We start from the raw sequence: 18,774 nt of genomic DNA on the forward strand, positions 1-18,774 counted from the left end.
AGGGATCCACGCGCGGCGTGGATCCGGGCCGGGGCGGAGGGTTACACCCTCCGCTCCATCTCCACGGCGTCGATCCCGGCGCCGTGGCCATCGGCTACCAATCGTGTCACCTGGAAGCCGAGGCCGGCGTAGAACCCCTGGGTGTGCTGGCTGGTGCTGAGCGTGATGCGGGTGATCGACCGATCCGCTTCGGCCTGGTGCAGGCGCGCCAGGGCCAGTTCGCGGCCGATGCCGTGCCGGTGCAGGGCGCGTTCGACCATGCCCCAACAGAAGCCGGCACTGCCATCGTCGCGGCGCGAGAGCCCGCCGCAGGCCACGATGCGGCCATCGCGTTCGATGACCTGGAACGTGCAGGCCATTGCCTGCTCACGCAGGAAGCGTTCGAAATCACTGCGCTCTTCAGGCGCGAAATAGGTGGGCACGTTGCCGTCGAAGATAGACAGGCAGGCGTTGGCATCCGTGTGCCGGTAGAGTCGGAGTGTCATGCGTCCACGATAGACGATCGGCGGTAGATCCACGCCACGCGTGGATTCACTGCCTGGATGCCCTGCGTGTTCCCGCTTACGCCGAAATGCCGGCCAGCGTTGCGTACATCACCACGAAGCTCACCAGGCAAAGGTAGATGCCACCGATGATGAGATAGCGCGCGCAGCCGAGGCTGCATCGAACTTAGTTCCAGATCACGATGGTTCCATCTGGACTGTTCAACTGCATCGCCTCTGGGCCAGAGTAGCCGTCGTCACTTAGGTCGACTATGAGTGTTACCCCTCCAGAAAACTGCGCAACCATTGTCTCGTGATCGAACCGGCAATCCTCCAGCACCAAGCTCAGCGTTGAGGGCGGAGGGGTCTCCGCAATGCCATCGCCAAGGAGGCTGAAAGAGTTGTAGATGTGCAGCTCCCAGCCATCGTGCGTATCTATCGTGGCCATGCCATCTTCCACTACGAGTGTCACCTTTTTTCCGATCAGTGGCTGAAGGGCTTCCGTCTGGTGGTCGATCATGTTCAGGCCTATCTGACTGGGAAGTGAGACTTCGAATTGGGTAGCGTTTTTCCCGAGAGCGGATCTACGCCTTGCTTTCCAGCATTCTCGTACTTGATATAGCCAGCTGGATATCCGGGGCTGTTTCCCCTGGGAGGGGTTGGGTCCATCATCCGCATGGTGGCTACTTGCCCATTACTGCCTCCGGCACCCCCAGTGAATGCGACGCCGGTCTGTTTTCCTGCGGGGTTGATGACCGGAGTTGGTCCGCTCGCACCTGTGGGTACCGGAAATGCTGTTCCGTTCGATGAGACGACATAGCTGGGGCCAGAAGGTGTTGTCGGGGCAGCGGCAGGAGTTGGCACGGAGGGCACTGCAGGGGCTGGTGCTGGCAGGGCTAGTGGTTGCGCCGAATTAATGGAGCCAGACATTGCCGATGCAGCAGCAGGCCCAACAACTGGCGTCGCGCGCACAATCGCGGTTGTTACCGCAAGTACCGCAGGGCCGAACACGTCATATGCCGAGGGTGAGCTCGCCACCGAGTCGGCATGTCTCTCCGCCGCCCGCTCCTGGCGACCATCAGGATCGACGAATCTGTAGGGATTGCCCGCAGCGTATCGATAGCGGTTGAAGGCAGAGCCCGGGTTGTCGTTTGGCGGGACGGGATCTACAGAGAGAAAAAGCCCTAGTTGGGGATCGTAGTAGCGCTGCTGCATGTAGCTCAGCCCCGTGGCAGCATCGCTCACGTGCCCCGTGTAGCCAGGCCCATCCGTGGCGGGTTCGTCCACGACACCCCCGTAGGGCTCGTAGTCGTACCGCTTGATCACCTTGCCAGCTTCATCGGTTTCGGCAACGACCGAACCAAGTGCATCGGTATGGATGTAAGTGACCGTCTGGGCGCTCGCGGTTGGCGTGAGCATCAAGCAAGCCAGCAGCACGCAGCAGAGCCAAGCGCCCAAGGCGCTCGTCTTGCTGAAACGCGTTCTCAAGCCCCTGGCGAGAGCGGGAGCAACGCACGCGGTTCTCTCAAGCCGTCTCATCCTTCCAATCCTTGAAAGAGCCCTCCAGCAAGGCATTGCCTTCTTATCACAGTCTCCGTCGGCGTGACGATCGAAGGCGGCACCAGGCGCTGGCATCTTCGGGCAGGTAGAGGCGGCGTTTCATGGGGCCACGATAGACGATCGGCGGCAGGTCCACGCCCTGCGTGGATTCACCTGCGGAATGCTGTTCGCGCCCCGCTTACGCCGAAATGCCGGCCAGCGTTGCGTACATCACCACGAAACTCACCAGGCACAGGTAGATGCCACCGATGATGAGATAGCGCACGAGGGTCAGCACCTTGTTGCCGCCATAGACGCTGTGCTGCATCCACAGCAGGTAGATGGGAACGGCCAGCCACAGCAGCGCGTACAGCCACGAGCTGACCGCCGAGAACGCTGGCGAGGCGAAAGCCGTGCCCAGGCCGGCGATGAGGAACGTGGCCAGCAGCACCATCATCAGCCAGCAGTGGCTGTACAGCGCCACCACCAAATGCTCGAGATAGCCCATCGCACGTGGGATGTAGGCCACGCGCAGGACCAGTGCGAAGACCGGCATCAGGAAGAACAGCGCGCCGGGCAGCGCGGTCAGGATCGCCTGCATGTACAGATCGGTCTTGCCGCCCATGCGCTGGATGTTGGCGTTGCCGTTCTGCAGGCGCTTGTTGAGCCACTGGTTGGCGAACTGTGGCCAACCGGCAATGACGATCGGATTGCGGTCGGCGTCCCACGGTTTGCCGTTGACGGTGTGGCTGAAGAACGAACCCCCGCCGGAGGCGGTGTCCTCGCTGCCGGCATCCTGCTGCCCGCCGGTCAGCTCGGCCCGGCGTTGGGCCGCCGCGGCGTTCAGCGCTGCCCTGGCCATCGCGAAGGCGGCCGGGCCGGCCGTGGCCGCGTCGGCCTGCTGCCGTTCGAGCAGGGTGATCTGCTCTGCGCGCAGCGCATCGACCTGTTCGACGGTCGTGGCGCGGGCAAACAGGGCGTCGCGGCCACCGCCGCTGCTGATGCCGAAATCGTCGACATGCACCAACAGCTTGCCGATGAAGAAGGTGAACAGCGTGAGGATCACGAACAGGCGCAGCGGCTGTACGTAGCCGACCCGACGGCCGTTGAGGTAGTTCAGCGCGATGCGGCCGGGTATGCACAGATCGCGCAGCGTGCGGAAGATGCGTCCATCCAGATGCCAGAACGATTCGAACACTTCTTCGATGGCATGGCCCACGTGCTTGAGCGGGTTGTGCGCCGATTGCCCGCAGCGATGGCAGTAGTGGCCCTGCAGGGCGGTGTTGCAGTTCTCGCAGGCGGCGTGCGCGCTGTCGGTCGGGCTCATGGGCGATGGGCGACGCGTCGGATTGAAGGCGCCTACGATAGCGAATTTTCAGGTTTCGTTCAGTTTTGTTTGGGGGGAGCGAGAGTCTGGAAGGTGACCCGGCGCATCCACGCATGGCGTGGATCTACGGATCGGTCTGGAGGAACAAGCCCCTCTGTTGAGGGGCTGCCCCGACAGGGGCGGGGAGAGGCAGGCAGAGGGAGGGGCCCAATCGTTGCGCAGCAACGTTTGGGGCGAAGCGCGCGCAGCGCGTTTCGCGTCCCGCGCCAGATAAACAGGAAAAGGCGTCTGCCAGATCGGGGGCATCCGGTGGCGCGCCATCCACGCATGGCGTGGATCTACTGATCCGTCTGGGGGAACAAGCCCCTCTGTTGAGGGGCTGCCCCGACAGGGGCGGGGAGAGGCAGGCAGAGGGAGGGGCCCAATCGTTGCGCAGCAACGTTTGGGGCGAAGCGCGCGCAGCGCGTTTCGCGTCCCGCGCCAGATAAATAAAAAGGCCACCCAAAGGGCGGCCTTTTTTATTTATCTGGCGGAGAGAGGGGGATTCGAACCCCCGAAGCGCGGTTTAGACGCTTACACACTTTCCAGGCGTGCTCCTTCAACCACTCGGACACCTCTCCGGATCCCTGCCATCGGCAAACGCCTCAGCAGGGGCGCAGATTCTAGCGGGCGGCGCGGCAGGACACAAGCACCCCGATCAGGGATGCATCCCGGGGCGTTGAAGGCGAGGGGCTGGACAGGCATGGCACAATGGAACATCCGATGGAAAACGGTGGCCTGATGTCCTATCTCGTCCTTGCCCGCAAGTGGCGTCCGAAGCGTTTTGCCGAGCTGGTGGGCCAGGAACACGTGGTCCGTGCGCTCAGCAATGCGCTCGACAGCGGCCGGGTCCACCATGCGTTCCTGTTCACCGGCACCCGCGGTGTGGGCAAGACCACCATCGCGCGCATCTTCGCCAAGTCGCTGAACTGCGAGCAGGGCACCAGCGCCGACCCGTGCGGCCAGTGCGCGGCGTGCCTGGACATCGACGCCGGCCGCTATATCGACCTGCTGGAAATCGACGCCGCGTCGAACACCGGTGTGGACGACGTGCGCGAGGTGATCGAGAACGCGCAGTACATGCCCTCGCGCGGCAAGTACAAGGTCTACCTGATTGACGAAGTGCACATGCTGTCCAAGGCGGCGTTCAACGCGCTGCTGAAGACGCTGGAAGAACCGCCGGAGCATGTGAAGTTCCTGCTGGCCACCACCGACCCGCAGAAGCTGCCGGTCACCGTGCTCAGCCGCTGTCTGCAGTTCAACCTCAAGCGCCTGGACGAAGACCAGATCCAGGGCCAGATGACCCGCATCCTGGCCGCCGAAGAGATCGAGGCCGACGGCAGTGCCATTGTGCAGCTGGCCAAGGCCGCCGACGGCAGCCTGCGTGATGGGCTGTCGCTGCTCGACCAGGCCATCGCCTACGCCGGTGGTGCACTGCGCGAGGACGTGGTGCGCACCATGCTGGGCACGGTCGATCGCACCCAGGTGACGGCCATGCTCGATGCGCTGGCCGAGGGCGATGGCCCGCGCCTGCTGCAGGTGGTGGCCGCGTTGGCCGAGTTCTCGCCGGATTGGAGTGGTGTGCTGGAAGCGCTGGCCGAAGGCCTGCACCGCATCCAGGTGCAGCAGCTGGTGCCGGGGGCCGCGACTGCGGAAGGTCTGGATGCGACTGCATTCGCCGAGCGCCTGCGCCCGGAAGTGGTGCAGCTCTGGTACCAGATGGCCCTGAACGGCCGCCGTGACCTGCCGCTGGCGCCGAGCCCGCGCGCGGGCTTCGAGATGGCCGTGCTGCGCATGCTGGCGTTCCGGCCAGCCGCCGCGGTGCCGCCGGTGCCGAAGTCGGTCGACGCTGCTGGCGGTGGCGTGCAGGGCGGCACTGCTGCCGGTGGTGGCGGCGCCGTCCCCGAAGCGGCGCCGGCCGCCGCTGGCGCCTCGGCCGCCCAGGCCGCAGCGCAGACGCCCGCGCCGGTACAGGCTGTGCCGCGTGAGCCTGAACCCGAACCTGAGCCGGCCCCGCAACCGGAGCCGACACCCGACCCCGAGCCGGAGCCGGAGCCGGTTCCGGTCGAAGAGCCCGTGTCGCCGCCGCCGCTGAAGGCGGAGGCCGCGCTGCCGGCGGCCGCCGCTGACGCTGCTGGGGCGGGCGATGATCTGCCGCCGTGGGCCACCGGCGAAGCCGAGGCCCGTGATGCGGCGCTGGCGGCGGAGATGGCGGGCCCGGATGCGGCCATGGTCGCGCCCTGGCACGAGCCGCTGGCCCCGGCCGTCGCGCCTGCTGAAGCCGCGCCAGCCGAGGCGGGGCGTCCGTTCCGCGCCGAGGGCATTGCCATCGCGCCAGCCGAGCCCGTCGCGATGCTCGAGACTGCGCCGCAGGAAGGTGTCAGCGAACTGGCCACGGCCGAAGACTGGCTGGACCTGGTGGCCAACAGCGGCCTGAGCGGCCCGTCGCGGCAGCTGGCCGCCAACGCCGCGTTCATCAGCTGCCAGCACGGGACCTTGAAACTGGGCCTTTCGCCCGGATTTGAATACCTGCGTTCGGAGCGCGCGCTGACCGCCCTGGGCGAGATGCTGGCCAAGGCGCTCGGCCAGGCGCCGAAGATCGTGGTCGAGACCGTGGAGACCGAGCACGTTCCGGCCGAGACCCTGCACCAGCGTGCCGACCGCCAGCGTGGCGAGCGGCAGCAGCTGGCAGAGGCTGTTTTCATGGACGACCCGGAAGTGCAGGTGCTGATCCAACAGCACGGTGCGCGGGTCGTTTCCGATTCCATCCGTTCTTTTGACGAGTAAGACACCATGCGCGGAAACATCGCCCAACTGATGCAGCAGGCCCAGAAGATGCAGGAGAACCTGCAGAAGGCCCAGGAAGAAATCGCCAAGATCGAAGTGACCGGCAGCGCCGGTGGCGGCATGGTCAGCGTGACCCTGACCGGCGCCAAGGAGTGCCGCAAGGTGCGCATCGATCCGTCGCTGACCAGCGATCCGGAAATGCTGGAAGACCTGATCGCCGCCGCTTTCAACGACGCATCGAACAAGATCGATGCCGAGTCGAAGTCGAAGATGGGTTCGGCCACCGCCGGCATGCAGCTGCCGCCGGGCATGAAGCTGCCGTTCTGATAGCGGGTAGCGTCGAGCCTGCTCGACTGCCTTCCTCGTAGCGTCGAGCTTGCTCGACTGCATGCATGAAGCAGTCGAGCAAGCTCGACCCTACAACGCTCTTCAGTCGAGCAAGCTCGACCCTACAACGCTCTTCAGTCGAGCAAGCTCGACTCTACCAAGCCCTTCAGTCGAGCAAGCTCGACTCTACAAAGCCTGTCGCCGTGTCCGCACCCCTGCTTGAACAACTGATCGATGCGCTGCGGGTGCTGCCTGGCGTTGGCCAGAAGACCGCCCAACGCATGGCCTACCACCTGCTCGAACGTGAGCGCGAAGGTGGACAGCGCCTGGCCGAAACATTGGCGCTGGCGGTGGAGCGCATTGGTCATTGCGCGCAGTGCCGCGACTTCAGCGAAACCGAGCTGTGCCCGACCTGCGCCAACAGCAGCCGTGAGCGCAGCCAGTTGTGCGTGGTCGAATCACCGGCTGACCGGCTGGCCATCGAGAATGCTACCGGCTTCCGCGGTGTGTACTTCGTGCTGCAGGGCAGGCTGTCGCCGCTCGATGGTATCGGGCCGCGCGAGCTGGGTCTGGAGCAGCTGGAGCAACGCCTGGCCGAAGGCGAGGTACAGGAGCTGATCATCGCCACCAGCGCCACGGTCGAGGGCGAGGCGACGGCGCATTACCTGGCGCAGCTGGCACGGGCGCGCAAGGTGCAACCCAGTCGCCTGGCCCAAGGGCTGCCACTGGGCGGTGAGCTGGAGTACGTCGACCGCGGCACGCTGTCGCACGCGTTCGGAACGCGCAGCGAGTTCCGCGATTGAGCGTCAGCCGGGCATTGCCCGGCGCGGGCGGCCTACAATGCGGATGACATCTCCGCCGAGGCCGACCATGAGCACCGAAACCCTCTTCAGCAAGATCATCCGCCGCGAGATCCCGGCCACCATCGTCTATGAGGATGATGAGGTGCTGGGCTTCAAGGACATCGCGCCGCAGGCACCGGTGCACGTGTTGTTCATTCCGAAGAACGAGATCATCCCGACCCTGGATGACCTGCAGCCGTCGCAAGCGCACCTGATCGGCAAGCTGGCGCTGGCCGCGGCCGAATATGCGCGGCGCGAAGGCTTCGCGCAGGACGGCTACCGCATCGTGATGAACTGCCGCGAGGACGCAGGGCAGACCGTGTTCCACATCCACATGCACCTGCTGGCCGGTGCGCCGCTGGGGCATTTCGGTGCGCCGGGGCGGTGATGCGCCCGGCATCCCTCCAGTAGATCCACGCCATGCGTGGATGAAAAAGGCCGCCCGAAGGCGGCCTTTTCCGTCAAACGTGGCGCGTGGCGATCACCACCAGCCCCAACGGCCGTAGCCGCCCCAGTACGGGCCATACGGGCCCGGGCCCCACGGACCATAGGGGTAGGGCACCACGTCGACCTGGCGCTGTTCCGGCCACAGGTAGATCACATCGGCCGACAGCTTCGGCAGGCGGTAGTCGTAGTCGCCGATGCGGGTGTTCTGGTAGCCATCGATCTTGCCGATGAAGGTCACATCACGCCCGGCTTCGAACACGGCCGGATCGTAGAAGCCGGCGCGGCAGGCAATGAAGCGGCCATCGCTGGCATCGGAGGAGGTGGTGTTCGGGCGGCCGCTGGCGTTGAGCGGGCGCGAGATCATCTGGAAGCAGGTCTCGCCCTGGCCGGGCTTGGTTTCAATGATGCGGCCACCCCACCGGACCGGCGTGCCGACCTGCTGGGTAGCGACCGAGTCGCGGGGGAAACCAGGCTGAATTGTCCCTGCAGCGGCTTGGGGGCCGTGGCGCAGGCCGACAGGGCCAGCGTGGCCACAGCGGTGAGAAGGAACTTGGTGTTCATGGGGAGGCTCCGGAAGTCGGGCGATGCCTGCGCAGGTCCCGCAATAATGAAGCGAGGTCGGTGCAAGTTCCAGCGTAACGCGCGTCAGCGAAACGCTGGCTGAGTGCGAGCAGGGCCGGATCGGGCCGCGCGGCATGCACCCGCCGTGCCCAGTCGTGTGCGGTTTCGTGCGGCTCCCGGGCCAGCCCGAAGCGGGCGTAGCGACGGGCCAGGCGGTGCCAGGCGCGCAGTAGCGGGTCGCGCTCGCGTTCGCCCCGGGCCAGCAGCCAGGCCATCCAGGCCAGCGCCATCAACGCGGCGATCACAAAACCGGCCAGCAGCTGGGCAGGCGCCAGATCGTCCAGGCCGAACGGCTTGAGCAGCTGCTGCTGGCGCTGGGCGTCGAAGGACAGCACCAGGTCGTTCCAGCCGCGGCGCAGCCAGTCGCCCACCTGGCCCAGTTGCAGCCAGCGCTGCTGCAGCGGGGTATCGGCGGCGGCCAGCAGGCGGTCATCAAGCGTATCGAGGATGCGCTCCGGCGCCACCGCAGCGGTCGGGTCGATGCGCACCCAGCCGCGCTGCGGCAGCCACACTTCGGCCCAGGCGTGCGCATCCATCCGTCGCACCACCCAGTAGTCGCCGATCGGGTTGCGGGTGCCGCCGGCAAAGCCGGTCACCACGCGCGCGGGGATGCCGGCATTGCGCATCAGCACCACGAAGAGGAGCTGAAGTGTTCACAGAAGCCGGCCTTCTGATCGAACAGGAACTCGTCCACCGGGTCGCGGCCGGCCGGCGGCGTGTCCAGCGTGTAGGAGAAGTCGGTGCTGATCCATTGCAGTGCGCGCCGCACGAGGGCTTCATCGTCGGCGCCGGCCTGCTGCCGCCATTGTCGGGCCAAGGTCGCCGTGCGCGGGTTGAAGCCGGCAGGCAGCTGCAGGGTGGCGCGGCGCAGGTAGGGCGACAGGCTGGCGTCGAAGCGCTGCACCGGCGCCGAGTGCAGGCGCCAGCGGCTGAGCGAGGTGAGCGGGCGTTCGCTGCCCAGGCTCATGTCGGCATCGAGCTGGCTGCCGGCCGGCGCTTGGCTGGGCAGGTCCAGCGCCACCAGCTGGCGGCGGTCGGTCGGCTCGTAGTCGATCTGGTAATCCCATCCGCTGCCTGCGGCCTCCACCTGCGGCACCGGCCGTCGCGCGCTGGCACGGTCCCGGGTCCAGCGCCGGCCATCGAAGGCGGTCAGTACCGGGCCACGCCAGTAACGCTGTGCCGGCTCCGGTGTTGCGCCGAAGAACTGCACGCGCAGTGCCGGTGTGTCGTCGGACATCAGGTCCAGCCACTGGCCCGGCTCCATGCTGTCGGACAACCCCGGCGTACCCACCGCGCGCTCGGGCACACCCCAGAGCGGGGTGGCCAGCCGCGGGAACAGCCAGAAGCAGGCCAGTGCCAGCGGCAGGCCGATCGCCAGCAGGCGGCCGACACCCCGCAGTTGGCCACGCAGCGGCAGGCGGCCGGCGTGGCCCTCATCCTGTGCCAGTCGTTGCAGTGCCAGCAGCGCGCTGACCCCGGCCAGCGCGGCCAGGGTGGTCGTCAGCGGTCCCTGGTCGAGCAGAAACGCGGCAAAGGGTGAGAACAGGGCGAATCCGAGCAGGCTGCGGGCATCGCGCAGGCTGCGCAGTTCACTGGATTTGATGGCCAGCATCGCGGCCAGCAGCGCACAGCCGGTATCGCGTCCGGGTCGCACCAGGCCCATCTGCCACACGATCGCCGCAAGCATGCCCAGCACCAGCAGCAGACGCAGCGGCATCGGCAGCACCCGCCGCCACGACAGCGCGGTGGTCAGCAGGGCGGCCACGGCGATCAGCGTCGCCAGTACCGGCGGCAGCTGCAGCAGCAGCGGCAACAGGGCCAGCGCGGCACTGGCCAGCGTTGCGTTGCGCGTGGCGCGATCAAGTTCGATGGCGGTGTCAGTCATGGGGCATCAGGGCCAGTGCACGCAGGCACAGCTGATGGTGGCTGGCGCCCTGGCCGGGCCCGAAGGCAGGATGTGCCGGCAGCAGCAGCGTGTAGCGGCGTCCTTCGCGCTCGGCACTGTCGACCCAGCGTGCCAACCGCGCGATGCGTGCTTCGCCGCCCAGTGGCGCCAGCGTGTGCCAGTCCAACACCACGTCGATGCCGATGGGCTTCTCATACTCACGCACCAGCAGGCTGTCACGCCGCGCCGAGTGCTTCCAGGAAATGCTGCGCGGCGCATCGCCGGTGCGGTAGGCGCGCAGCTGGTGCAGTTCTTCACCGCTGGCGTGGGCGCGGGTGTGCAGCGGGTCGTTGCCACTCTCGGGTAGCGCCGGCGCCATCGCTTCGGCCAGCGGATGGACCAGCAGCGGTTGTTCCGGCCACACCCACGACCACGCCCGCACCAGCCCCAGCGGCTGGGTGGTGGACAGGCGGATGCGCGGCAGTTCCAGCCAGCCGCGTCGCTCGCTGGGGACATCCAGTTCCACCTCGCAGCGGCCGTGCGCCGGCAGCGATGCCCAGGCCTGGCTGTCGCCCAGTTGCAGATGCAGCCCATGCCGTGCGCGCGGATCACGCAGCGACAGGTCCACCCGCAGGCGCAACGGCTGGCCGGCCGGCACCGGTTCGGCGGCGATCGCATCGACCTGCACGCCGGACAGCTGCAGGTGCGCGGCGATGGCGCTGGCGATGGCCGCAGCGGCCAACAGCAGCGCCAGCAGCAGGGCCGGGTTGTTGTTGTAGTTCAACGCCCCCAGCAGCATCGCCGCCAACACGCCGGCGACGAACAGGCCGAAGCGGGTGGGCAGTACATAGATGCGGTGGCGGTCCAGCCGCTGCGGCAGGGCTTCGGGACTGCGTGGGCGGGCCAGCAGCTGGAGGCGTGCCCAACGCGAGGCCATGTTCAATCCACCGCGACGGTCTGCAGGATCGCCCGCGCCATGGCCGGTCCCGAACTGGATTCGGCCTCGGCAACCAGCCGATGCCCGGCCACCGCCACGAACAGGGTCTGCACATCCTCGGGGACCACGTGGTTGCGGCCGAGCAGCAGCGCGTGCGCCCGGGCCGCGCGCAGCAGCGCCAGGCCGGCGCGCGGCGACAGGCCCACGCGTACGCCGGCGTGCTGGCGGCTGCGGGTCAGCAGTGCCTGCACGTAGTCGATCAGCGCGTCGCTGGCATGCACCTGACCGACCGCCTCGCGCAGCGCACGCACCTGACGGTCATCCAGCTTCGGCACCGCACGCGCGATCAGGTCGCGACGATCGGTACCCCGCAGCAGTTCGCGTTCGGCCTGTGCGCTGGGATAGCCCATCGCCAGGCGCAGCAGGAAACGGTCCAGCTGCGAGTCCGGCAACGGGAACGTGCCGGACAGATCAACCGGGTTCTGGGTGGCGATCACGAAGAACGGATCGGGCAGCGGATGGGTCTGTCCGTCCAGCGTGACCTGCTGTTCGGCCATGGCTTCCAGCAGGGCGCTCTGAGTGCGCGGCGGAGCGCGGTTGATCTCGTCGGCCAGCAGCACATGAGTGAACACCGGGCCGGGATGGAACTGGAACTGGCGACTGCCGGCCTCGTACACCGATACGCCAAGCACGTCGGCCGGCAGCAGATCGGAGGTGAACTGCACGCGCTGGAAGCCCAGGCCGAGGCTGCTGGCCAGCGCGTGCGCCAGTGTGGTCTTGCCCAGGCCAGGCAGATCCTCGATGAGCAGGTGGCCGCCGGAGAGCAGGGCGACAAAGGCCAGCCTGACTTCCGGCACCTTGCCCAGCACCAGTGCGTTCACCTGATCCTGTGCCTCCCGCAGGGCCTGGCGCAGTTGATCGGTTAGCATGCTGGGATTGGGGGACGAAGCTGGCATGATCGTCTCACGTCTGGAATCCATCGATTATCCATAGAGCAATGCAAGGCGAACAGCGCGCACGGACGATATTTCTCTGGTTATGGACGCTGGTCACAGCGGCCAAGCTGGTGGTGGCTGCGCGCCTGCCGCTTTTTGTCGATGAAGCGTTCTATTGGCAGGAAGGCCAGCACCTGGCCGCCGCCTATTCCGATCTGCCCGGCTTGACCGCATGGCTGGCGCGGCTGGGCGCGGAGATCGGTGGCGGGCATGTGCTCGGGTTGCGGCTGCCGTTCCTGGCCATCGGCGCGTTGCTGCCGCTGCTGGTGGTACGCATTGCCACGCGCTGGTTCGGCAACGTCGCCGGCTGGCAGGCCGGCAGCCTGACCTTGTTGATGCCGCTGTCGGCCACGCTGGGCCTGCTGGCGGTGCCGGATGTACCGATGGCGCTGGCGGCGGTGATCTGCCTGAGTGCCGGCGCACGCCTGCTGCACAACGTGGATGCGTCCTCGGCGATGAAGCTGGCACTGGGCCTGCTGATTGGTGCGCTCAGCCACTACCGTTTCATCGGTGTCATCGGCGTTGGCTTCATCGCCTTGCTGGCGCTGCCGCAGGGCCGGCGCATGCTGGCCGACCCGCGCGTCTGGGTGGCGCTGGCGGTGGGCGTGCTGGCGTGGCTGCCGCTGCTGGCGTGGAATGCGGACAACCACGATGCCGGCCTGAAGTTCCAGGTGGTCGAGCGCCATCCCTGGGCCTTCGAGTGGAACGGGCTGTGGTTCCTGGTGATCCAGCCGATGCTGGTGACGCCGATCCTGTGCATCGCGATGTGGAAGGTGGCGCTGGCCGGTACCCGCAGCGGTGGCGGTGCGCGCGTGCAGTGGCGTTACTTCGGCCTGGTCGGCGGCGTGTCGACGCTGGGCATCTTCGTGCTCGGCTTCTTCACCGATGTCGAACGGATCAGCTTCCACTGGCCGCTGCCGGGCTACCTGGCACTGCTGGTGGCGGTGCCGGTGGTGCTCAACGGTTGGCCGCGCTGGTTGCGCCGTGCCGGGTGGTGGCTGGCGGCGGCCGGCGCGGTGCTGGCCTTCGGCTACTACCTGATGGCGTCGACCCCGGCGCTGCGCGAGCAGCTGGCCGGCAGCAAGTATTACCCGCGCAACTTCGCCGGTTGGCAGCCGCTGGCCGTGGCGGTGCGCGACGAACTGCGGCAGATGCCGCAGGGCACGCGCATTTTGGCGGGCAACTTCAAGGTGGGCGCCGAACTGGGCTTCCAGCTGCGTACCGGTGACATCGAGGTGCTGCCGCATCCGCTCAACGACAAGCACGGACGGACCGCGCAGCTGGCGCAGTGGAACCTGCTGCACGATGGCCAGCGTGGTGCGCCGATGCTGCTGGTGCTGTCACCCAGCGATCAGCGCTATCGCGATCTGCTGGCGCGCTACCACGCCATCTGCGAGCAGGTGGGGCCGTTGCCTGCACCGCGGGTGGTCAGCAGCGATCATGGATTCCAGCGCTTCCTGTTGTTCCGCCTGCCCGCGCAGCGCGCGCCGGGCCCCTGCGTCACCCCGGCCATGGCGTGGCTGGATTCGCCGGCCAACGGCCAACGGGTGTCCGGCACGCTGGCGATCAAGGGATGGGCGTTCAAGGATGGTGTCGGGCTGGAGCGCGTGGAGATCCTGGTCGATGGCCGCCGCATCGGCGATGCGCGCTATGGGCGCGTGTTCGACGTGCGTCACACCTGGCCGGACAGCACGGATCCGCAACATCCGGCGGTGGGTTTCGATTCGGCGCTGGATACCACCACGCTCGAACCCGGCCGGCACTGGCTGGGCCTGCGCCTGCACGGGCGTGATGGCAGCGTTGAAGAATGGCAGGAGCAGCCGTTCGAGGTTCGCTGAGGCATCCGCTTTCGTAGAGTCGAGCTTGCTCGACTGCTTCTGTACCAGGTGACGGTTGGCCGGAAGAGCAGTCGAGCAAGCTCGACTCTACCGTTCAGGGCACCGCGAACCCGGCCTTGCGCAGCAATCGGCACAGCGCGATCAGCGGCAGTCCGATCAGCGCGCTCGGGTCGCGGTTGTCGATCGCCTCGAACAGGCTGATGCCCAGACCTTCGCATTTGAAGCTGCCGGCGCAGTCCAGCGGTTGTTCGGCGGCCACATAGCGGGCGATCTCAGTCTGTTCCAGCGTGCGGAAGCGCACCTCGGTCATGTCGAGCGCGGCCAGGGATTCTCCGTCACGAGTGAGACTGATGGCGGTATGGAAGCGCACCGTCTGCCCGGACATCGCCGCCAGCTGCGCGCAGGCCGCCTCGGCCGTCCCAGGCTTGCCCAGCGGCTGCCCGTTCAGGTCCGCCACCTGCTCCGAGCCGATCACCCAGGCGCCGGGATGGCGGGCGGCCACCTCGGCGGCCTTGGCGGCCGCCAGGCGCACGGCCAGGGCCTGCGGTGCCTCGCCGCGCAGCGGAGTCTCGTCCACCTCCGGGCGTGCGCAGTCAAAGGGCAGCCCCAGCCGTTGCAGCAGCTCGCGGCGGTAGCGGGACGTGGAGGCCAGGACCAGTGACATGCGACAATACCGGGGCAGGGCGGGGCAGTCTGGCCCGTCGCTGGCGCCCGCAGCAAGACCCTGTATGGCGGGCATTTGACAGCCGCCGCCCCGATCCTTAGTATTCAGCGGCTTATGTCCGCGAACGTGCCCGAAACGCTGGATGCCTGGCGGATGGTTGTAGCGCGAAGGCGCTTCGACGGCCAGGTCTCCCTGGCTGAATTGACCCGCCTGCAGGGGTTGGTCGCCGATACCGACGGCGAGTGTGTCTACTCGCTTGAATTCGGTCGCGACGACGTCTTGCGGGTATCCTATGTGGAACTGACCATCGATACCGCGCTGCCGCTGATCTGTCAGCGCAGCATGCAGCGATTCCTGTTGCCGGTGAAGGTGACCCAGAGGCTTGGCCTGATCCGCGACGAGGACGAGGAATCGTCCCTGCCGGAGGAATACGAGGCGTTGCTGGTGCCGGAAGATGGCCAGCTGAAGCCGCTGGATCTGGTCGAGGACGAATTGGTGCTGGCGGTGCCGGTGGTACCGCTGTCGCCCGACGGTGAAGCAGTCGACAAGGACTGGGCGCCGAGCGAAGAAGAAACGAAGAAGGCCAACCCGTTTGCGGCGTTGGCGGCATTGAAGAAACAATAGCAGCCGGTTGTCGTCGGCGGCTGCGGCGAAAGCGAAAAGTGTGCTGGGCGCTGGCGTCCTGTGCGACGAAACGACGAAGCAAAACGAACCGAGTTTGGAGCAATCCCATGGCTGTCCAGAAATCCCGTGTTACCCCGTCCCGTCGCGGCCAGCGCCGTTCGCATGACGCCCTGAGCGCCAAGCAGCTGTCGACCGACCCGACCACCGGCGAAGTGCATCTGCGTCACCACATCACTGCTGACGGTTTCTACCGCGGCAAGAAGGTCATCCAGACCAAGACCTCGGCCGTCGAAGAAGATTGATGTGCCGGGAAGGCCGCTGCCTCCGGGCAGCGGCCTTTGCCTTCTTTCCCGGGCGTGCCGGTGATCGGCGGCCCGCGCAACAGGAAACATGATGAGCAAGCGGATCTACTCGAGGATCGCGGGCACCGGTAGCTATTTGCCGGAAAAAGTCCTGACCAACGCCGACCTGGAAAAAATGGTCGAAACCTCGGATGAGTGGATCCAGTCGCGCACCGGAATTCGTGAACGGCACATCGCGGCCGAAGGCGAAACCACCAGCGATCTCGGCTACCAGGCCGCGCTGCGCGCGCTTGAAGCGGCCGGCATCGACGCTTCGCAGCTCGACATGATCGTGGTCGGCACGACCACGCCTGATCTCATTTTCCCCTCCACCGCGTGCCTGATCCAGGCCAAGCTCGGTGTAGCGGGGTGCCCTGCCTTTGACGTCAACGCCGCCTGCTCGGGCTTCGTGTTCGCGTTGGGCGTGGCCGACAAGTTCATCCGTTCCGGCGACTGCAAGCATGTGCTGGTGATCGGCACCGAAACGCTGACCCGCATGGTCGACTGGAACGATCGCACCACCTGCGTGCTGTTCGGCGATGGCGCTGGCGCCGTCGTGCTCAAGGCCGACGAAGAGACCGGCATTCTCAGCACCCACCTGCATGCCGATGGCAGCAAGAAGGAACTGCTGTGGAACCCGGTGGGCGTCTCGACTGGCTTCAAGGGCGGCGCCAATGGCGGTGGCACCATCAACATGAAGGGCAACGACGTGTTCAAGTACGCCGTCAAGGCGCTGGACTCGGTCGTGGACGAAACCCTGGCCGCCAATGGCCTGGACAAATCCGACCTGGATTGGCTGATTCCGCACCAGGCCAACCTGCGCATCATCGAAGCCACTGCCAAGCGCCTGGACATGTCGATGGAGCAGGTGGTGGTGACCGTCGACAAGCACGGCAACACCTCGTCCGGTTCGGTGCCGCTGGCGCTGGACGCCGCGGTGCGCTCGGGCAAGGTCGAGCGTGGCCAGCTGCTGCTGCTGGAAGCCTTCGGTGGCGGCTTCACGTGGGGTTCGGCCCTGCTGCGCTATTGATAGTGCAAGTTACGACAACGTGAAGTCTGTCGTTACGGCCCCTCTGGGGCCGTAACGCGTTTAGGAGGTCCTGTCATGGTTGAGCCCATCGTCATTGAAGGGCAGCGCGCCTGGCTGAAGCAGTACGGCAAGGGAAGCCGCGCACTGGCCCTGGGCCTGCTCAATGTCATCGCTCGCCGTTTTCATCTGGATGCCCTGCGCCCGCCGCCGCACCGGGGCGGCGATGCCGCGCGTGAAACCGAGGCCCGTCGCCTGGCTGAACTGCAGGCGCAGGGTGTGAACGTGCCCGGTGTGCTGGGCAGCGGCCACGCCGCGCTGGTGATCGGCGACAACGGCAGCTCGTTCAACACCTGCCTGCGCGAGGCCGACGACGCACAGCGCGACCGCCTGGTGATGGCCGCGATGCAGTCCCTCGCCGAGGCACACGCGCGCGGCGCCTACTTCGGCCAGCCGCTGCCGCGTAATCTCACCTGGGATGGGGAAAAGGTCGGTTTCATCGACTTCGAGGAAGATCCGCTGGAAGTGATGGATCTGGCCGAAGCGCAGGCCCGCGACTGGCTGATGTTCGGCTACGGCGTGGCCAAGTACTACGCCGACCGCCCCGAGCAGCTGCAGGCGATGATGGCCGAGGCGATGGGTGAGGTTCAGGCGCCGGTGCGCGAGCACGTGCACGCCGTCAGTGGCCGCCTGCGCAGCCTGGCCCGGGTCTGCATGAAGCTGGGCCGTTCGGCGCGCGCGCTGGCCCATTCGATCTTCATCACCCATGGCGCCAGTACCGCTGGCGTGCTGATGCTGGTGGGGCTGTGCGTGGACTTCCTCGCCGACGGCGATCTGGACGTGCTGCAGCTGTTCTGCTGATGGCTGGTTCGCGCTGCGGTAAAGTCGACTGTCAGTCGACTTCCGCGCGCAGCGCGGGTTTTCAGGGGCTGATCGAAAGGCAGTCGACTCTACCCGGGCGGGGACACCGCGCCGGATGCCGGGTTGTCCCGCGGCCGCACTCCATACGCCTGCATACGCGCACGTACAGACGACACAGCGGATTCGCCCTTATCATGGCCCGCTTCGATTGCAGCAAGCGGATGACCGCGTGACCGTATCCACCCTCGCTTTTGTCTTCCCCGGCCAGGGCTCGCAGTCTGTGGGCATGGTGGCCGAGCTGGCCGAACTGCACCCGCAGGTGCGTGAAGCCTTCACCGAGGCATCCGACGGTGCCGGTGTCGACCTGTGGGCGCTGTCCCAGGGCGGCCCGGAGGAAATGCTCAACCGTACCGAATACACCCAGCCGGCCCTGCTGGCCGCAAGCATCGGCGTGTGGCGTGCCTGGAGCGCCGTCGGCGGTCCGCGTCCGTCGGTGCTGGCCGGCCACAGCCTGGGTGAGTACACCGCCCTTGTCGCTTCCGGCGCGCTGAGCCTGCACGACGGCGCCCATCTGGTGCGCCTGCGCGGCCAGCTGATGCAGGAAGCCGCGCCGGCCGGTGTTGGCGCCATGGCCGCCGTGCTCGGTGCCGAAGACCAGCTGGTGCTGGACGTCTGCGCCGAAGCCGCAGGCAGCCAGGTAGTGGTGCCAGCCAACTTCAATTCGCCGGGCCAGATCGTGATCGGTGGCGATGCCGAGGCGGTCGACCGCGCGCTGGCGCTGCTGGCTGAAAAGGGCGTACGCAAGGCGGTCAAGCTGGCCGTCAGCGTGCCCTCGCACACCCCGCTGATGCGCGAAGCCGCCAACCGCCTGGCCGAAGTGATGGCTGGGCTGTCCTGGCAGGCGCCGCAGCTGCCGGTGGTGCAGAACGTCGATGCCAAGGTGCATGACGGCGTCGATGCCATCCGTACCGCGCTGGTGCAGCAGCTGTACCAGCCGGTGCAGTGGACCGGTTGCGTGCAGGCGCTGGCCGCCCGTGGCATCACCCAGGTTGCCGAGTGCGGCCCGGGCAAGGTGCTGACCGGCCTAGTCAAGCGCATCGACAAGGCCATCGACGGCCGTTCGCTGGCCACGCCGGGCGACTTCGAAGCCGCCCGCGAGGCATGGTCGGCCTGACCTTCCCTGTTCCTGCC

At 66.9% G+C, this 18,774-nt stretch carries 17 protein-coding genes, 1 tRNA gene and 2 pseudogenes; 10 read left to right on the forward strand and 10 right to left on the reverse strand.

Translation table 11 applies throughout. From position 1 onward, the window contains the following. Window positions 1-41 precede the first annotated feature (41 nt). From N4G47_RS02970 to N4G47_RS02990, 5 genes are all read right to left on the reverse strand, one after another. On the reverse strand, window positions 42-485 hold the full coding sequence (locus tag N4G47_RS02970) for a GNAT family N-acetyltransferase (RefSeq protein WP_475285101.1): 444 nt from the start codon (window positions 483-485) through the stop codon (window positions 42-44). Between the two features lie 184 nt (window positions 486-669). Next, window positions 670-1,002, reverse strand: a complete 333-nt coding sequence (locus tag N4G47_RS02975; RefSeq protein ID WP_475285103.1) for a hypothetical protein — start codon at window positions 1,000-1,002, stop codon at window positions 670-672. A gap of 8 nt (window positions 1,003-1,010) precedes the next feature. Beyond that, on the reverse strand, window positions 1,011-1,901 hold the full coding sequence (locus N4G47_RS02980) for an RHS repeat-associated core domain-containing protein (RefSeq protein ID WP_475285105.1): 891 nt from the start codon (window positions 1,899-1,901) through the stop codon (window positions 1,011-1,013). 319 nt (window positions 1,902-2,220) lie between these two features. Then, window positions 2,221-3,348: a DUF3667 domain-containing protein gene (locus N4G47_RS02985; protein WP_475285107.1), complete on the reverse strand. Its 1,128-nt coding sequence runs from the start codon at window positions 3,346-3,348 to the stop codon at window positions 2,221-2,223. Window positions 3,349-3,875: 527 nt separating this feature from the next. Continuing rightward, window positions 3,876-3,968 (reverse strand) — tRNA-Ser (locus N4G47_RS02990). 142 nt (window positions 3,969-4,110) lie between these two features. Between N4G47_RS02990 and dnaX the strand changes: the two genes are divergently transcribed. From dnaX to N4G47_RS03010, 4 genes are all read left to right on the forward strand, one after another. Beyond that, on the forward strand, window positions 4,111-6,174 hold the full coding sequence (gene dnaX, locus N4G47_RS02995; RefSeq protein ID WP_475285109.1) for a DNA polymerase III subunit gamma/tau: 2,064 nt from the start codon (window positions 4,111-4,113) through the stop codon (window positions 6,172-6,174). Between the two features lie 6 nt (window positions 6,175-6,180). Further along, complete coding sequence (locus tag N4G47_RS03000; protein WP_005408298.1) at window positions 6,181-6,501, forward strand: YbaB/EbfC family nucleoid-associated protein; 321 nt, start codon at window positions 6,181-6,183, stop codon at window positions 6,499-6,501. A 203-nt stretch (window positions 6,502-6,704) separates the two neighbouring features. Beyond that, a complete protein-coding gene (recR, locus tag N4G47_RS03005; RefSeq protein ID WP_154262515.1) occupies window positions 6,705-7,304 on the forward strand; it encodes a recombination mediator RecR in 600 nt (199 codons plus the stop codon). A gap of 67 nt (window positions 7,305-7,371) precedes the next feature. Next, complete coding sequence (locus tag N4G47_RS03010; protein ID WP_249844866.1) at window positions 7,372-7,731, forward strand: histidine triad nucleotide-binding protein; 360 nt, start codon at window positions 7,372-7,374, stop codon at window positions 7,729-7,731. Window positions 7,732-7,824: 93 nt separating this feature from the next. On the opposite strand, the pseudogene N4G47_RS03015 reads toward N4G47_RS03010, so the two are convergent. The 4 genes and pseudogenes from N4G47_RS03015 to N4G47_RS03030 all read right to left on the reverse strand — a co-directional run bounded on the left by N4G47_RS03015 (window position 7,825) and on the right by N4G47_RS03030 (window position 12,189). Further along, a pseudogene (locus tag N4G47_RS03015) lies at window positions 7,825-8,351 on the reverse strand (Slp family lipoprotein). Next, window positions 8,348-10,296: pseudogene (locus N4G47_RS03020) on the reverse strand (transglutaminase TgpA family protein). Before N4G47_RS03020 ends, N4G47_RS03015 begins: the two co-directional pseudogenes overlap by 4 nt. Further along, on the reverse strand, window positions 10,289-11,233 hold the full coding sequence (locus N4G47_RS03025; protein WP_475285112.1) for a DUF58 domain-containing protein: 945 nt from the start codon (window positions 11,231-11,233) through the stop codon (window positions 10,289-10,291). Before N4G47_RS03025 ends, N4G47_RS03020 begins: the two are co-directional and overlap by 8 nt. A 2-nt stretch (window positions 11,234-11,235) precedes the next feature. Next, window positions 11,236-12,189, reverse strand: a complete 954-nt coding sequence (locus N4G47_RS03030; protein WP_249844863.1) for an AAA family ATPase — start codon at window positions 12,187-12,189, stop codon at window positions 11,236-11,238. 41 nt (window positions 12,190-12,230) lie between these two features. On the opposite strand from N4G47_RS03030, the gene N4G47_RS03035 reads away from it, so the two are divergent. Next, window positions 12,231-14,066 carry a glycosyltransferase family 39 protein gene (locus N4G47_RS03035; RefSeq protein ID WP_475285114.1) on the forward strand — a complete coding sequence of 612 codons (1,836 nt, stop codon included), beginning with the start codon at window positions 12,231-12,233 and terminating at the stop codon, window positions 14,064-14,066. Between the two features lie 94 nt (window positions 14,067-14,160). Here the strand turns inward: N4G47_RS03035 and N4G47_RS03040 are convergent, their stop codons facing one another. Then, on the reverse strand, window positions 14,161-14,730 hold the full coding sequence (locus N4G47_RS03040; RefSeq protein ID WP_475285116.1) for a Maf family protein: 570 nt from the start codon (window positions 14,728-14,730) through the stop codon (window positions 14,161-14,163). Between the two features lie 114 nt (window positions 14,731-14,844). On the opposite strand from N4G47_RS03040, the gene N4G47_RS03045 reads away from it, so the two are divergent. The 5 genes from N4G47_RS03045 (at window position 14,845) to fabD (ending at window position 18,757) form a co-directional block, all read left to right on the forward strand. Further along, complete coding sequence (locus tag N4G47_RS03045) at window positions 14,845-15,354, forward strand: YceD family protein (RefSeq protein WP_107230026.1); 510 nt, start codon at window positions 14,845-14,847, stop codon at window positions 15,352-15,354. Between the two features lie 107 nt (window positions 15,355-15,461). After that, entirely contained in the window at window positions 15,462-15,656 is a 195-nt protein-coding gene (gene rpmF / locus N4G47_RS03050; protein ID WP_005408308.1) for a 50S ribosomal protein L32, read from the forward strand. Window positions 15,657-15,747: 91 nt separating this feature from the next. Then, entirely contained in the window at window positions 15,748-16,725 is a 978-nt protein-coding gene (locus tag N4G47_RS03055; protein WP_107230027.1) for a beta-ketoacyl-ACP synthase III, read from the forward strand. 75 nt (window positions 16,726-16,800) lie between these two features. Continuing rightward, window positions 16,801-17,583 carry a BUD32 family EKC/KEOPS complex subunit gene (locus N4G47_RS03060; protein ID WP_107230028.1) on the forward strand — a complete coding sequence of 261 codons (783 nt, stop codon included), beginning with the start codon at window positions 16,801-16,803 and terminating at the stop codon, window positions 17,581-17,583. A gap of 229 nt (window positions 17,584-17,812) precedes the next feature. Then, window positions 17,813-18,757: an ACP S-malonyltransferase gene (fabD, locus tag N4G47_RS03065; protein ID WP_475285119.1), complete on the forward strand. Its 945-nt coding sequence runs from the start codon at window positions 17,813-17,815 to the stop codon at window positions 18,755-18,757. Window positions 18,758-18,774: the final 17 nt, after the last annotated feature.

The organism is Stenotrophomonas sp. GSD10, from assembly GCF_056172695.1.

What these genes read in the sequence shown, in the direction of transcription:
- N4G47_RS03010 (WP_249844866.1), top strand. Translation starts at nt 7,372, where the DNA reads ATGAGCACCGAAACCCTCTTCAGCAAGATCATCCGCCGCGAGATCCCG.
- dnaX (WP_475285109.1), top strand. Translation starts at nt 4,111, where the DNA reads ATGGAAAACGGTGGCCTGATGTCCTATCTCGTCCTTGCCCGCAAGTGG.
- N4G47_RS03000 (WP_005408298.1), top strand. Translation starts at nt 6,181, where the DNA reads ATGCGCGGAAACATCGCCCAACTGATGCAGCAGGCCCAGAAGATGCAG.
- N4G47_RS02975 (WP_475285103.1), bottom strand. Translation starts at nt 1,002, where the DNA reads ATGATCGACCACCAGACGGAAGCCCTTCAGCCACTGATCGGAAAAAAG.
- N4G47_RS03055 (WP_107230027.1), top strand. Translation starts at nt 15,748, where the DNA reads ATGAGCAAGCGGATCTACTCGAGGATCGCGGGCACCGGTAGCTATTTG.
- N4G47_RS03040 (WP_475285116.1), bottom strand. Translation starts at nt 14,730, where the DNA reads ATGTCACTGGTCCTGGCCTCCACGTCCCGCTACCGCCGCGAGCTGCTG.
- N4G47_RS03035 (WP_475285114.1), top strand. Translation starts at nt 12,231, where the DNA reads ATGCAAGGCGAACAGCGCGCACGGACGATATTTCTCTGGTTATGGACG.
- N4G47_RS02970 (WP_475285101.1), bottom strand. Translation starts at nt 485, where the DNA reads ATGACACTCCGACTCTACCGGCACACGGATGCCAACGCCTGCCTGTCT.
- rpmF (WP_005408308.1), top strand. Translation starts at nt 15,462, where the DNA reads ATGGCTGTCCAGAAATCCCGTGTTACCCCGTCCCGTCGCGGCCAGCGC.
- N4G47_RS03030 (WP_249844863.1), bottom strand. Translation starts at nt 12,189, where the DNA reads ATGCCAGCTTCGTCCCCCAATCCCAGCATGCTAACCGATCAACTGCGC.
- N4G47_RS02985 (WP_475285107.1), bottom strand. Translation starts at nt 3,348, where the DNA reads ATGAGCCCGACCGACAGCGCGCACGCCGCCTGCGAGAACTGCAACACC.
- N4G47_RS03025 (WP_475285112.1), bottom strand. Translation starts at nt 11,233, where the DNA reads ATGGCCTCGCGTTGGGCACGCCTCCAGCTGCTGGCCCGCCCACGCAGT.
- N4G47_RS02980 (WP_475285105.1), bottom strand. Translation starts at nt 1,901, where the DNA reads ATGCTCACGCCAACCGCGAGCGCCCAGACGGTCACTTACATCCATACC.
- N4G47_RS03060 (WP_107230028.1), top strand. Translation starts at nt 16,801, where the DNA reads ATGGTTGAGCCCATCGTCATTGAAGGGCAGCGCGCCTGGCTGAAGCAG.
- N4G47_RS03045 (WP_107230026.1), top strand. Translation starts at nt 14,845, where the DNA reads ATGTCCGCGAACGTGCCCGAAACGCTGGATGCCTGGCGGATGGTTGTA.